Raw genomic sequence first — 14,675 nt, forward strand, 5'->3', positions numbered from 1 at the left:
GGGGAAAAATTTGCTCAATATGCCGCCTATTTTTCCAGGGACATAAACAGGTTGTTCAGCGCTTCTGCATACAACGGGTGTGCAAATACCATGTCGCGTATCTGGGAAGCTGTAATGCCTCCCAGCATGGCCATTTGCAGGATAGACATGATTTCACCGCCTTCGGGTCCGAGTATGGCTACGCCCAGTATTTTATCGGTTTGCGGGTGCACCAGCGCTTTCATAAATCCTCTTGTTTGCCCGGTTTCAATGGCCCTGGCAACTCTTTCCATTGGCAGGTGCGCTACCTTCACCGGGATGTTATTATTCTTCGCTTCTGTTTCGGTCATGCCTATACGACCCAATTGTGGATCTGTAAACATGCAGTAGGGTACCTGCCTGGTTTGTATGGATAAGTTAGCGTTTTCAAACAGGTTTTTATAGATAACCAGGTGATCATTGTATGAAATATGGGTAAACGCAGGTCCGCCCTTTACATCGCCCAGGGCGTAGATGCCTGGTGCGCTGGTTTCCAGGCGGTCGTTTACCTGTATATATCCTTTTTCGTCCAGGAGTACCTGCGTGTGCTGCAGTTGCAGATCGGCGGTATTGGGCGTGCGCCCGGTAGCTATCAGTATATGGGTGCCCGTTAGCATTTCCCGGGTGGTGCCTGTCGCTATTTCTACGTTGATTAGCTTACCTGATTTGCTGATGCGGGTAGCCTGGGTGCCGGTATATATCTGCATATTTTCAGATTCCAGCATCTTCTTTATCACTGCGGCTACATCCGGATCTTCCTTACCGACCAGCTGCGGCGCCGACTCAATAACAGTAACGTTGCTGCCTAAACGCTGGTAGAGTTGTCCCATTTCCAGGGCAACGTAACTACCGCCAAGGATGATGAGATCTTTAGGAATGACTACTTCTTCCAACAGGGTGGTGGAGGTGAGATAAGGCACCTCTTTGAGGCCGGGGATATCGGGGATATATGGGCGTGCGCCGGTATTGATGAAGATATGTTCTGCGGTGAGGGCATCAGATTCGCCCTGGTGGCCGGTTACCTGGATACTATGCGGACCGTTGAATATAGCAGTGCCCAGGAACACCTCAACATGATCCTCGAGCAAGCCTTTCAGGGTTCCTTCCCGGAAATCTTCCACGATATTGTTTTTCCTGGATATGATGGCGGGGAGGTCGGCGGAGAGCCCATGCGAATGGATGCCCCAGAATTTGCTGTGAAACACGGTGTTCGCCACTTTTGCAGAAGCTATCATCGCTTTGGTGGGTGTACATCCGTCGTTGATGCAGGTACCGCCCGGGTATCGTTGTTCGACGAGGGCAGTTTTCCATCCTTTCTTAGCCAGTTTTCTTGCCAGCGGGTTACCACCCTGACCGGATCCGATGATAATAGCGTCGAATTTCAGCATACTGTGAGCTTTTGAGAGCGGGGCCAAAGATTATACCAATGGAATGTAGTTAAAATTTACGAATGCTGGCGTTCCATTGGTTCGGCAATATTTGTTTATCTTTGCGGTTTCTCTGAAAAAAACAGATTTTGGTAAAGATTGATAACATAACGCTGCCTGATTTTCCGTTGCTGCTGGCGCCTATGGAGGATGTAAGTGATCCTCCGTTCAGGGCTATCTGTAAGGATGCAGGGGCCGACCTGATGTACACGGAATTTATCTCCAGCGAGGGGTTGATCCGTGATGCCATTAAGTGCCGGAAAAAGCTGGATATTTTTGAGTATGAGCGACCGGTGGGCATCCAGATATTCGGAGGCGATGAAGATAGCCTGGCGATGGCTGCCAAAATCGTAGATGTTACCAATCCCGATTTGCTGGATATTAATTTTGGCTGCCCGGTGAAGAAAGTGGCTGGCCGTGGTGCGGGAGCTGGCGTGCTAAAGGATCTCGACCTGATGGTGCGGCTCACCGAAGCCTGTGTGAAAGCAACCCGCTTGCCGGTAACCGTGAAAACGAGACTGGGCTGGGATGAGGATTCCAAGAATATAGAAGAAGTGGCAGAACGCCTGCAGGATGTAGGGATAAAAGCCCTGGCAATACACGGGCGTACCCGCTGCCAGATGTATAAGGGGCAGGCCGACTGGGAGCTGATTGGTAAAGTAAAGAACAACCCGCGTATACATATTCCTATTTTTGGTAATGGAGATATCAACAGTCCCCAGAAAGCGGTGGAATATAAAAACCGCTATGGCGTAGATGGTATCATGATTGGCCGTGCCGTGATCGGGTATCCCTGGTTGTTCCGGGAAATCAAGCATTATGTAAAAACCGGCGAATTGTTGGCAGGACCTACGCTGGAGGAGCGAATTGCTGTTAGCAAGAAGCATTTGCGCCTGTCGGTAGAATGGAAAGGGCCCGTACAGGGGATTAACGAAATGCGGGGCTGTTATGCCAACTACCTGAAAGGGCTACCGGATATTAAACAGTTTCGTCCCCGTTTGGTAACCGGCAAAACGATTGAAGAAGTAGAAGCCACCCTGGACGAGGTAGCCGCTTATTACAAGGGCATTGAACTGGAAAATACGCCTATTGAACTGATTGATTATCACCAAAAGTGTCCATTATAACAGCGGAATTTTATGATATAATAAAACTTATTATGCGTTTGTTTTGTTATATCATAAAATTCAACAGATGTTCAAAAACTCCCTAATCACCGCTGCCTTGTTTGGCAGTGTAGCAGGCTTTCTTTCCTGTAATTCATCTCCAAAAGAAAAACCTTTATCAGACTCCAATAATATTTCTGCAGCATCTGCTGCCAGCACCGATTTTCATTACAGGGACCAGCGCCAGATTGAAAAAGTGGTATATGGTTTTTGTGAACACTTCGACAATGGAGAATTGAACAAATGTGTAGCGTTTATGGATGATAGTATCCGGGGCGAAATAGACGGGGTGAAATTAAAAGGTAAGCAGAACTGGACGGCCAAAATCGATTCCCTGTTATTAAGCGTACGTAATTCGCATTACCAGCAGCGCCATATGATTACCAATATGCAGTTTACGCCTGGTATGAACGACACCGTAAAAGTAAGTATGTATGCCAGCTGTTTATGGACCGATTTAACCAACGGACAGATTCAGCTGATGTCGGTGGGGTATTATAAAGGAAAGGTGGTGAAGAAAGGAGACGAATGGTATATTACCGTATTGAATTCGCTGCCGGACAGCAGGCTGGTAAAGCAATTTTACCAGGATGTGAGAGCAGATGCTCCTGTTTTAAAATAAGTTGCATATACTGGTGAAAAATGAGAATGGTGAAGGCTTGTAGACCTTCACCATTTCTTATTTAGCGAGTACCTGTTGACTGATGTTGCCAGGTACCGCCTGGTATTGTTCAAACGTAAGCGAAGCGGTGGCCCTTCCGGAGGTGAGGGTACGCAACGCGGTGATATAACCGAATAGTTCCGACAGGGGGACCATCGCAGTGATGGTTTGCACCTGCGTTTCCGTGGCTATCTGTTTGATCAGGCCACGGCGCCTGTTAAGATCGCCCGTTACGGCGCCGGTATATTCTTCCGGCAGGGTAACGCTTACTTTCATCCAGGGCTCCAGTAAGCGGGGGGCCGCCTGGGCTGCCACGTTTTTGAAACCGATGACCGCCGCATGTTCGAAATCAAGCGCGTGCGAGTCGGTGGGGTGTATAGCCCCATCCAGCAAGCGTATGCGCATTGACTTCAGCGGGTAGCCCGCCAGGGCGCCATTATGCATGGCTGACTCAAAGCCTTTGCTGATAGCAGGAATGAACTCTTTTGGTATGGCACCACCTTTTATTTCGTTGATGAATTCCAGTCCGGGTTCATCATCGGTTCTTGGCGACAATTCAAATTCAATGTTGGCAAAATTACCGGAGCCGCCATTTTGTTTTTTATAGATTTCGCGGTGAGTAATCGCCCTGGTGAATATTTCCTTGTACGCAATTTGTGGCTGGCCTTTGCTGACCTGCACCTGGTATTGCGTAGCCAGTTTTTCCAGCACCACTTCCAGGTGTAGTTCGCCCATGCCTTTGAGAATCGTTTGCCCGGTAGCGTTATCCACTGTTACGCTGAGGGTTGGATCCTCATCGAGGAGTCTGCTCAGTGCTTCGCCCAGTTTGTCGTTATCCCTGGAGGATTTGGCCTCGATGGCATAACCGATCATGGGTTCAGGGAAACTGATTTTTTCCAGCAATACGGGATGGTCCGGATCCGCGAGACTGTCGCCTGTTTTTACATCTTTCAGTCCCACTACGGCGCCGATGTCGCCGGCGCCTATTTCCTCCACCGTTTCATATTTATCAGACATGATACGCATCAGGCGGCTGATCCGCACTTTGCGGCCGGTACGGCCATTCCAGAGGGTGTCACCGTTGCGTAATACGCCGGCGTATACACGTACTAACGTTAACTTCCCTACGAAATCATCGGTGATGATTTTGAATGCCAGTGCGGCTAAAGGCGACTGCTCGCTGGCGGTAATAGTTACCGTGTTATCCGTATCGGGATCGGTGCCTTTCACTTCGGCAATGTCCGAGGGTGCGGGCAGCCAGGCGGCCACTGCATCGAGCAGGGGTTGTATGCCTTTATTTTTAAAGGCGGCGCCTGCCAGTACCGGCACCGCTTCGAGGCGGATGGTAGCATTGCGCAAAGCACGATGTATATCTGTGGCGTTGATGCTGGCCGGATCGGTGGCGTATTTATTCAGCAACGATTCATCTAACAGCGATAGTTCTTCCAGCAGGTAACGGCGTGCAGCCTGCGCGTCTTCCAGCAACGCAGCCGGGATATTCTGGGTGTCGTAGGTTTTACCATCGTCTGTCGTCCATACCAGGGCTTTCATGGCGATCAGGTCTATCACGCCGCTGAAATCATCTTCTGCACCGATGGGTATTTGTACCGGCAGTGCGTTGGCGTTGAGGCGTTCCCGTATTTCCTGCACTACACGTCGATAGTCGGCGCCTTGCCGGTCCATTTTATTGATGAACGCAATGCGGGGAATCTGGTAGTGGTTAGCCTGGTGCCATACCGTTTCCGATTGCGGCTGTACCCCGGAGCGGGCGCAGAATACGGCGATGGCGCTGTCGAGCACCCGCAGGGAACGCTCTACCTCCGCGGTAAAGTCCACGTGGCCCGGCGTATCAATAATATTGATCTGCCAGGTGTTATCATTGTATTTCCAGTAAGTAGTGATGGCTGCAGATGAAATAGTGATACCTCTTTTCTCTTCCTGTGGATCAGTATCCATCACGGTATTCCCATCGTCTACATTACCCAGTTTATGTGTAAGGCCGGTGAAGTAAAGCATACGTTCGGTGAGCGTTGTTTTACCTGCATCTACGTGCGCCATGATACCTATATTTCTGAAATCTGCTAAGCGTTTCATAAAGTCTTGTTTAAAAGAAGAATAAAAAAAGCCTCTCATCTGGTAATGAGAGGCTTTTGCAAACATGCAACAGGTAGCCCTGCATTACCGACAGGTAAGTGATAAAATTGCTTTAATAATAAATTTCCTGTTGCTGTTCATGATTAATAAATGTTAGTAGTGCTAATTATATTTGGGAGCGTGGGGGAAGCAAATAAAAAAGGCCTCTTCGGATGAAGAGGCCTCTTGAATAAATTCAGGAGTATTATATATTAACCTCTCATATCCGGGATGGATTTGCCTCCCCGTCTTGAATTAAGACAATACGCGTACTTGCAATTACCGCTCTGATAACGGCATTTGAATAGCTGCTTGTCTGATATGTGAGTATACGTTTCATACGTTTTTAAAATGCTCCGCAAAGATAGTAATAATTCATTAAAAAAACTAATTCATTGCATCATCAGTGATAGCAATACTTTTACAAAGTTACGAAATCGATGAAGAATGACGACCGGGACGTTTGTTGAAGCCTGCTAAGGCCACCTTCTTATATTTATACAAAAAAATCTTTAACTTTTACCGGTTATACGTCTGTGAACCGTTGTAAATTTGATGGTTGCTGAACGGGTAATTATTGTTCCGTTTGAACAAATATGCCTGACCGGCGTTTCAAATAACTGGATAAAATACTGTTTTATGGATATTACGAATTTGAAGGGGACCGTGCGGCTGTCCAATGGTATAGAGATGCCCTACCTGGGATTGGGTGTTTTTAAGACGAAGGAAGGAAAGGAAGTGGTAGATGCCGTAACCTATGCCCTGGACGCCGGTTACCGGCATATCGATACCGCTGCTGTTTACGGTAATGAAGAAGGGGTAGGAGTAGCCATTGCACAGCATGTGGTAGACCGGAAGGATATTTTCCTGACCACGAAAGTATGGAATGCGGATCAGGGCTACGACAGCACGCTGAAAGCATTTGACGCCTCCCTGGACCGTTTGAAGACAGACTACCTGGATCTATACCTGGTACACTGGCCCGTAAAAGAGAAGTACAAAGAAACCTGGCGTGCGCTGGAGCAGTTGTATGCGGATGGAAGAATTAAAGCCATTGGCGTGAGTAACTTCCTGCAACATCACCTGGAAGATCTTTTCCAGACGGCTAAAGTAACGCCTATGGTGAACCAGCTGGAGTTTCATCCTTACCTGGTACAACAACGTTTACTGGATTTCTGCCAGCAACACCAGATCCAGTTTGAAGCCTGGAGCCCTCTTATGCAGGGGAAAGCTTTTGAAGTGCCTTTGCTGCAGGAGCTGGCGGTAAAGTATAACGTGTCGGTAGCACAGTTGATCCTGCGATGGGATTTACAGAAAGGGGTGGTAACGATTCCCAAGAGCGTTCGCAGAGACCGGGTTATTTCCAACGCCGATCTCTTTAATTTCTCCATCAGCGAGGAGGATGTAGAAAAGATATCTGCGTTAGACAGGGGACAGCGGGTAGGACCGGATCCGGATAATTTTAATTTTTGAGGATTTTTTCTCGCAGAGGCGCAAAGCAGCAAAGACCAGAGCGAATATTAAGCCGCAGAGCGCGAAGATTATATAAATTCAGCGACATAATACTGACTTATATATCTTCGCGCTCTGCGGCTTAATATTCGTATTAATCTACGCTCCTTAGCTGCTTTGCGTCTCTGCGAGAAACTTATGCGATAGCTGCCAGGAGGCGGTCGATATCTTCCTGGTTATTGTAAAAATTGAGGGCAACGGTGAGCTGGTTGTTTTTATACCTTGCCACGATATTTTGCTGCGCAGCCCGGGCATATTGTTCCGGGGTGATATCCAGTCGCTGAATAGCAGAATGGTGCGCTTCCGGGTAAGCAGTAAGCAGTGGAACGCCGTGTGCAGCGGCTTGCTGCGCCAGGTAGCTGATCAGCGATTGTATATAATCATCAATATCGGCGATGCCTATACGCTCCAGGTATTGCAGGGCATGTCCCAGCAGCTGGATATTGATATAGGGTGGCGTACCGCTTTCAAACACCCCCGCATTTTTCCTGGGGGTGAAGTGGGTATAATCTTTCACCGACTGGAAATCGGGTATTTCGTATTCCACGTTATACCAGCCCATCAGCGCAGGAGGATATTGCTCCAGTATTTTTTGTGATACATACATCGCACCTGCGCCATAGCCGGCGGTTACCCATTTGTACCCGTGGAAAATGAGGATGTCGATGTTGTATTCCTGTACATCTATCGGGTTTACGCCGAATGACTGGGTAGCATCTACGATATGGATAATGTTATGTTGCCGGCATAGCTCCCCGATGGCTTTCAGGTCCTGGCGGAAGCCGGTTCTAAACATCACATGGCTGGTAATGAGGATGCGGGTTGCCGGTGTAATTTGTGCGGCTATATCTTCCAGGGAGATATGGCCGGTATCGTTGCTGTCGACGAAGCGGACCGTAAAGCCGTTGTGCAGCCATCCTACGAAGCTGGTAGGAAATTCATCCCGCATGGTGATGATTTCGTAGTCTTTCGGAAACATGCCATAGAGCATGGTCATGGCATGTGCGGTATTGATAACGAAAGCAATTTCCTGGGGCTGTGCGTGGATCATGCGGGCTACCAGGCTGCGTATTTCGTTGCTGGTATTATCCCAGGCAGGCATTACCTCCCGCCCCTTTTCCGACAATTCGGTCAGCAAGTGGTGTGCATGTTGCACAAAGGGCGTGCTTACGGGGCCTCCGCCATTGGTGAACAGGTATACGCATTTGCTGGTTACCGGGTAGTCGGCCCTTATTTTTTCCCATTTATTCATATGTGCCGGTTATACTATTTTATTAATTATTACACGATAATAAACAAAATAAACAACTGACGGGGCAACGCGTCGGGATTATGTTTTTTATATGATAACTTGCGCACAGGGCAGGGAACAATATCATTTCAAATTCACTTTTTTAGCATGTTGAGGAAACAGTATCTTGTTATTTATGCGGCCATATTTTTATTTGTGTTGAAGGCCGGGGCACAACAACCTGCGCTATTCAAAAGGCCGGACGCTCCTGTACAGGAGCGGGTTAATGATTTGTTGCATACGCTGACCCTGCCTGAAAAAATTTCGATGCTGGGGTATAATACACCGGCCATAGACCGGCTGCAGATCCCGGCGTACAACTGGTGGAATGAAGCCTTGCATGGCATTGCCCGTGGCGGAGAAGCCACCGTGTATCCGCAGGCCATAGGTCTTTCCGCTACATTCAACGCCCCTTTAGCCAAAGAGGTAGCCAATACGATTTCTACAGAGGCGCGTGCCAAATACAACCTGGCCGTACAGCAACACCGGCATGTACAGTATATGGGGTTGAATTTCTGGACGCCCAATATTAATATCTTCCGTGATCCCCGCTGGGGCCGTGGGCAGGAAACCTATGGAGAAGATCCTTACCTGACCGCTGCGATGGCCGGTGCTTTTGTGCAAGGTTTACAGGGAGATGTTCCCGGGCAGCTGAAAACCGCTGCCTGCGCCAAGCACTTCGCGGTACATAGCGGACCCGAAGCTGACCGTCACAGTTTTAATGCGATCATCGATGAAAAAGACCTGAGAGAAACCTATCTCTATGCTTTCAAAAAGTTGGTAGATGGGAAAGTAGAATCAATTATGTGTGCCTACAACCGGGTAAACAGTCAACCTTGCTGTACCGGTAATACCCTGCTACAGGACATTTTGCGGCATGAATGGAAATTTGGGGGCCAGGTAGTAACCGACTGCTGGGCATTGGATGATATCTGGTTAAGACATAAGGCGATACCTACCCGCGAAGAGGTGGCTGCTGCGGCTATTAAAGCCGGGGTAAATCTCGACTGCGCCAACATTTTACAGGATGATGTGATGAAGGCCATCCAAAAGGGATGGTTAACCAATGCGGATGTAGACAGCGCCCTGGCGGCCAGTTTACGTACCCGTATGAAGCTGGGATTATTTGATGCCGCGCCATCTGCCCTTTACAGCCAGTTTGGAGCAGATAGCGTTAACAATAACTGGCATGCGCAACTGGCCCGCCAGGCGGCCAGGGAAAGCATGGTGCTGCTGAAAAATGATGGAGTATTGCCGTTGAAGGCCGACAAATACGCGTCTATGCTGGTAGCCGGTTCTAACTCCGCTTCACTGGAAGCGTTGATGGGTAACTATCACGGCGTATCCGGCAACATGGTAACCTTTGCCGCTGGCCTTGCCAAAGCTGCAGGTCCGGGTATGGCCATGCAGTATGACCAGGGATGCGACTTTACCGATACCCTGCATTTTGGCGGTATCTGGGCTTCCCAGAACTGCGATGTAACTGTAGCAGTGATAGGATTAACGCCTTTGCTGGAAGGAGAAGAGGGAGATGCCTTCCTGTCGGCTTCCGGCGGAGATAAAAGCACGCTGAGCTTACCCCGTTCGCAGGTACTGTTTATGAAGAAGTTGCGGGAAGCACACAAAAAGCCCATTATCGCCGTGATCACAGCTGGCAGCGCGGTTGACGTATCTGCGATTGCTCCTTATGCCGATGCGGTGATACTGGCCTGGTATCCCGGTGAGCAGGGTGGTAATGCACTCGCTGATATCATCTTCGGAAAATATTCACCGGCAGGTCGTTTACCGGTCACTTTTTATCAATCCTTGCAGGACTTGCCCGATTATAAGGACTACAGCATGAAAAACCGTACCTATCGGTATTTTAAAGGCAAAGCGGAATATCCTTTTGGCTATGGCTTAAGCTATACTACCTTTGACTATGCCTGGCAACAGGCGCCTGCAAAGGAATATGGCAGTAAAGATACCATTCGTGTATCCGTAGCTGTAAAGAATACCGGCGCTTACGATGGAGATGAGGTAGTACAGGCATATATCAGCTACCCGGACGTAGAAAGGATGCCGGTAAAAGAACTGAAGGCATTTAAAAGAGTGATGGTGAAACAAGGAGGACAGGAAGTAGTACAATTGGAAATACCTGTTACCGAGTTGCAGAAGTGGGACCTGCAAAAGCACGCCTGGAAGTTATATAAGGGAACGTATAAAGTGAATATAGGCAAGAGTTCTGACGACTTTTTGCTAAGTGAAAATATCAAAATAAAGTAAGCAATAGTATATAAAAGCAAAGGGGCTGGTGTGATTGCACCAGCCCCTTTGCTTTTATGCCATGCGATCTACCACTCTCTTTAGCGTGAGTCCCTGTACAATGATAGAGAACAGCACCACGAAGTAGCTGGCGGATAAAATGAGTTCTTTATAGGGAGATTCCGGTAAAGACAGTGCCAATGCTACGGAAATGCCGCCCCGGAGTCCTGCCCACACGAGGATGGTAATTCTTTTGTAATTGAGTTTCAGCGTGCGTTTAAATATAGCGGAAGGCCCTACAATACTGGCTGCGCGGGCCATCAATATAAAGATTGCCGATACCAGGCCGGTAAACCAATAGTTTTGCAGGAAGGGCATAATTACAATCTGCAAGCCAATCATCACGAATAAAATAGTGTTGAGGAGTTCATCGATGAGATTCCATACATTATGAAAGTAGCGTTGCATATCTTCCGACTGTTTGGTACCCAGGGAGGTATTACCCAATATCAGCCCGGCAGAAACGGCCGCCAACGGAATAGATACGTGTAACATGGCGCCCAGCACAGAAATAACCATCACCATGGACAATGATACCATTACAATAATCTGGAAATCGTCCACCCGTTTCATAGTCCGGTAAGCGACAATGGCGGAAATGACGCCGAGTAGTATGCCTCCGAATACTTCCTGGGAAAAAACGGCGGCCGCATGACCAAAGGTAACATGTGGATCAGTGGTGCCGGCTACTTCCTTGAGAATGACGAAAAGGAGGATGCCGGTACCATCGTTGAGCAGCGACTCGCCACCGATAATCGTTTCCAGGGAGGGAGGCACTTTTGATTTTTTCAGGATAGACAATACTGCTACCGGGTCGGTAGGTGAAATCAATGCGCCAAAAAGGAGGCAATACACGAGTGGGATATCGATATGCATCAGCTCAGTGGCCCAGTACAGCAGGAAACCGAAGATGAAAGTAGAACCTACTACACCAATGGTACTAAGCACCAGCACGGGATAGCGTTGTTCTTTCAGTTTATTGAAATCGAAATGCAGGGCGCTGGCAAAAAGGAGGAAACCTAACATAATGTCCAGCAGGGTGCCTGTAAAATCGATGCCGTGGGTAACCTCTTTGATAAAAGAAAAGACATCCGGGAATATTTTACCAGTCAGGGAAATGAGGACCGATAATAAGATAGACACTACCATTACACCAATAGTGCCGGGTAGTTTGATAAACCGGTTGTTGAGATAGGAGATTAATGCACTAATGGTAACTAATGCCGTTATCAGCGTGAAAGTGTTCATAAGCAAATCGAATAATGCCAGTTAAAAAATCAGGTTCCTAATGATGCTACAGTTAATCCGGAGGGCTTTAAAGATAGAAAAAAAAGTAGGCAATCATGGGCTGATTCGCATTTTCGATTTACTTTTTCCTGGAAGATGGCGCTTTATCGTTAAATTCTAATGCCATTTTAATCCAATACTGCAATTGCTTTTTGGAGTGAAGGGTGTCTTCATCAACGAAGATGAATCCTTTCATTTCTTTGCCGCCATGCACCATTACTTCCGCGCCGCTGGCCTCTTCCAGCACTTCATCCGATTTGGCGGGATCTATTCTTACCATTATTTTATTGGGTCGTACGCCTATACACATTTTATCGTTGACCATAAAGCACAGGCCTCCGAACATTTTCTTTTCAACAATATTCGTGGTAGCGGCGGATAATATTTCGCGAACGCGGTCTGCCAGTTTTTCATTGTATGCCATGGCGTAAATTTTTTGGGAGATAATAAAGATACGATTTCCTGCTAATTGCCGTACTGCTTTTCCAGGGCTTCCCTTAATGCTGTAATAGCTTCGTATACGTTATCGCGTTGCAGGTTGGTGAAGAAGATATATGCCCTGTCAGCTTCCGGGATCACCCATACCTGGGTAATGAAGGTACCTGGGTTACCGGTGTTTTCAGATACCAGGTGGCCGGCGGCATTGCGCTGCCAGAACCAGCCGGCGGCAAATACCGGCATACCGTAATGCAGGCGGGCATAGGTATTGGCATCGAGCAGGGTGGATTTGCCGGCCAGGCCTTTCAGTTGTTCCTGGATAAAGCGGGCATAATCGGGCAGACTGATGTGTAGGTTGCCGGCTGCCATGAGCCAATTGAGTTTATAGTTGTTAGCAGGACCTTCGGGTTGTCCGTTAGCATCATGTCCCCAGGTTTGGGTGCTATCCCGGTCGTTCGGATTGCCTGTTCCAAACTGAATGTGCAGTTGTTGCCCCAGCTCAGTTACCAGCTGAGTGTAGCTTTTATGCGCTGCTTTTTCCAGCATGAGTCCTGCGAGGCAATACCCTGCGTTGGTCAAATTTATTTCGGTGGTATCTGTTACTGGTGGTTGTTGTAATAACCATTTTACAAATGCGTAACGTTGGGCAGCTTCCGAACCTTTGATCTGAGCGGGTGTTGGTGCGGAGTTGGTATAACTATATTTGGGTAATTTATTACGGAAAGTAATTGCCTGCCACAAGGTGATGTTGGCATACGCGCGGTGGCTATGCGGTTGCAGTTCCGGGAAAAGCTGGAAGAAGCGGGTGTCCCAACTGATCAGTTGTTGCTTTACCAGCAGGGCGGCGATCATGGTTGTTACGGCTTTGGTATTGGAGCCAATGCGAAAGTGATCATTACCGCTTATCGGCATGCCGGCTTTCTTTTCTCCCAGCAACTGTAGTTCCAGTATGCTGTCGGACGACACTACGGCATATCCCAACGCCGGGATGTGATATGCTTTCCGGAGACTGTCGGCCAGTGCGCGCGATGACTGGGCATGGGCCATAAAACTAAGCAACAGCAGAACGAAACAGGTAATTGTCTTCATAAAACTTAATGGCAGTTAATGTACCGGTACCGCTTCTTTGGTAGCGGCAACGGCGGTTTTAATATTCCTGCGGCAGACCAGCAAAATCAGTAATGCCAGGAGGGAAGTGCCACACATGGTTATGGCCATAGGGGTAGCAGTATGTGTATTAAACAAGCTCACTACACTAGATGCTAGTGCGCCGATCCCCATCTGAATGGCGCCCATCAGGGAAGATGCGCTGCCGGCATTTCTGGTGAAAGGGGCCAGCGACAGGGCGGAAGTATTGGGATTGATACAACCCAGGCAGCACAGGTATATAAAGAGCAGGGTAATAGTTCCCGCGAGGGATAGCCAATTATTCCAGGCACAGATAATAAAAATAAGTCCGGTGATGCTTTGTCCCACCAGGGCTACCGGTACTATCTGCTGGCTGCTGAAGCGTTTGAGCAGCTGGCTGTTGACCTGGCTGGAGCCAATCAATCCAATGGAAAGAAAGGCAAAGATCCACCCGTACGTTTTGTCACTCACTTTATAAATATCCATGAACACCTGCGGGGAGGCGGATACATAGGCGAAGAGGCCGGAGAAAGCTACTGCGCCGGCAAAGGTGTAAGTATAAAATTGCGGTTCACCCACAACAGCCAGGAAATTGTTGATGATAGGACGGGGTTTGAGCGACAGGGTAGTATCCGGTTTATAGCTGTCGGGCAGCCAGCGTATACTGGCTATCAGCATCAATGCGCCCATCAGGCCCAGCACCAGGAATACCGTATGCCAGCTGAAAGCGCTGGTTATATAGCTACCGGCGGTAGGGGCAATCATGGGAGAGGTGCCTACTACCAGCATCAGCAGGGCAAATACTTTGGCATTTTCACTCACGGGAAACAGGTCCCGTACCATGGCTACCGCTGCCACGGCCGCTGCGCAGCTGCCTATGGCCTGGATAAAGCGAAGGATGATCAGGCTGTTGAGGGAAGTGGCATACATACAACCGATAGAGGAAATGATGTACAGGGCGAGACCGATACAGAGCGGCTTCTTCCTGCCGAAGCGATCTAGCAGCGGGCCATACAGCAATTGTCCGGCAGATATGCCGATGAAAAAGCTGGAAAGGGATAGCGCCACTCGTGCAGGATCTACGCCCAGGTCTTTTCCTATGGCGGGAAAGCCCGGCAGGTACATGTCGATAGAAAAGGGGCCTAATGCCGTTAGGGCACCCAGTATGAGAATAAGAGAAATATATTTTGTGCGGGAAAGTTCGTTGGCCAAGGCGATACGGTTTTATAAAATGCAGCGCAAAGGTAGGCTGAAAAAATGAGGTTGGTGCCTGGCAATTGTCTGTTAAAGATCACTATTATGCCGTTCGA

At 48.5% G+C, this 14,675-nt stretch carries 11 protein-coding genes; 4 read left to right on the forward strand and 7 right to left on the reverse strand.

What is annotated here, in order from left to right; translation table 11 throughout:
- Nucleotides 1-26 precede the first annotated feature (26 nt).
- Entirely contained in the window at nt 27-1,406 is a 1,380-nt protein-coding gene (locus HGH91_RS19600; RefSeq protein ID WP_168740478.1) for a mercuric reductase, read from the reverse strand.
- A 128-nt stretch (nt 1,407-1,534) separates the two neighbouring features.
- Here HGH91_RS19600 and dusB point away from each other — a divergent pair, with 128 nt between their 5' ends.
- Nucleotides 1,535-2,572 carry a tRNA dihydrouridine synthase DusB gene (gene dusB, locus HGH91_RS19605; RefSeq protein ID WP_168740479.1) on the forward strand — a complete coding sequence of 346 codons (1,038 nt, stop codon included), beginning with the start codon at nt 1,535-1,537 and terminating at the stop codon, nt 2,570-2,572.
- A gap of 67 nt (nt 2,573-2,639) precedes the next feature.
- Entirely contained in the window at nt 2,640-3,233 is a 594-nt protein-coding gene (locus tag HGH91_RS19610) for a nuclear transport factor 2 family protein (protein WP_168740480.1), read from the forward strand.
- Between the two features lie 57 nt (nt 3,234-3,290).
- Here the strand turns inward: HGH91_RS19610 and fusA are convergent, their stop codons facing one another.
- Nucleotides 3,291-5,366 carry an elongation factor G gene (gene fusA / locus HGH91_RS19615; protein ID WP_168740481.1) on the reverse strand — a complete coding sequence of 692 codons (2,076 nt, stop codon included), beginning with the start codon at nt 5,364-5,366 and terminating at the stop codon, nt 3,291-3,293.
- A gap of 678 nt (nt 5,367-6,044) precedes the next feature.
- Here fusA and HGH91_RS19620 point away from each other — a divergent pair.
- Nucleotides 6,045-6,878: an aldo/keto reductase gene (locus HGH91_RS19620; RefSeq protein ID WP_168740482.1), complete on the forward strand. Its 834-nt coding sequence runs from the start codon at nt 6,045-6,047 to the stop codon at nt 6,876-6,878.
- Between the two features lie 175 nt (nt 6,879-7,053).
- Here the strand turns inward: HGH91_RS19620 and HGH91_RS19625 are convergent, their stop codons facing one another.
- Nucleotides 7,054-8,169 (reverse strand): aminotransferase class V-fold PLP-dependent enzyme, encoded by a 1,116-nt coding sequence (locus HGH91_RS19625; protein ID WP_168740483.1) that lies wholly within the window; start codon nt 8,167-8,169, stop codon nt 7,054-7,056.
- Between the two features lie 147 nt (nt 8,170-8,316).
- On the opposite strand from HGH91_RS19625, the gene HGH91_RS19630 reads away from it, so the two are divergent.
- Complete coding sequence (locus HGH91_RS19630; protein WP_168740484.1) at nt 8,317-10,473, forward strand: glycoside hydrolase family 3 protein; 2,157 nt, start codon at nt 8,317-8,319, stop codon at nt 10,471-10,473.
- Nucleotides 10,474-10,527: 54 nt separating this feature from the next.
- On the opposite strand, the gene HGH91_RS19635 is transcribed toward HGH91_RS19630, so the two are convergent.
- The 4 genes from HGH91_RS19635 to HGH91_RS19650 all read right to left on the reverse strand — a co-directional run bounded on the left by HGH91_RS19635 (nt 10,528) and on the right by HGH91_RS19650 (nt 14,577).
- Nucleotides 10,528-11,760, reverse strand: a complete 1,233-nt coding sequence (locus HGH91_RS19635; RefSeq protein WP_168740485.1) for a cation:proton antiporter — start codon at nt 11,758-11,760, stop codon at nt 10,528-10,530.
- 118 nt (nt 11,761-11,878) lie between these two features.
- The gene (locus HGH91_RS19640) at nt 11,879-12,223 is read right to left on the reverse strand and encodes a TfoX/Sxy family protein (protein WP_168740486.1); all 345 of its coding nucleotides are present in this window, start codon (nt 12,221-12,223) and stop codon (nt 11,879-11,881) included.
- A 41-nt stretch (nt 12,224-12,264) separates the two neighbouring features.
- A complete protein-coding gene (locus HGH91_RS19645; protein ID WP_168740487.1) occupies nt 12,265-13,326 on the reverse strand; it encodes a serine hydrolase domain-containing protein in 1,062 nt (353 codons plus the stop codon).
- Nucleotides 13,327-13,341: 15 nt separating this feature from the next.
- Nucleotides 13,342-14,577, reverse strand: a complete 1,236-nt coding sequence (locus tag HGH91_RS19650; RefSeq protein WP_168740488.1) for a multidrug effflux MFS transporter — start codon at nt 14,575-14,577, stop codon at nt 13,342-13,344.
- Nucleotides 14,578-14,675: the final 98 nt, after the last annotated feature.

This window comes from Chitinophaga eiseniae (genome assembly GCF_012641265.1).
Taxonomy (GTDB): Bacteria; Bacteroidota; Bacteroidia; order Chitinophagales; family Chitinophagaceae; genus Chitinophaga; species Chitinophaga eiseniae_A.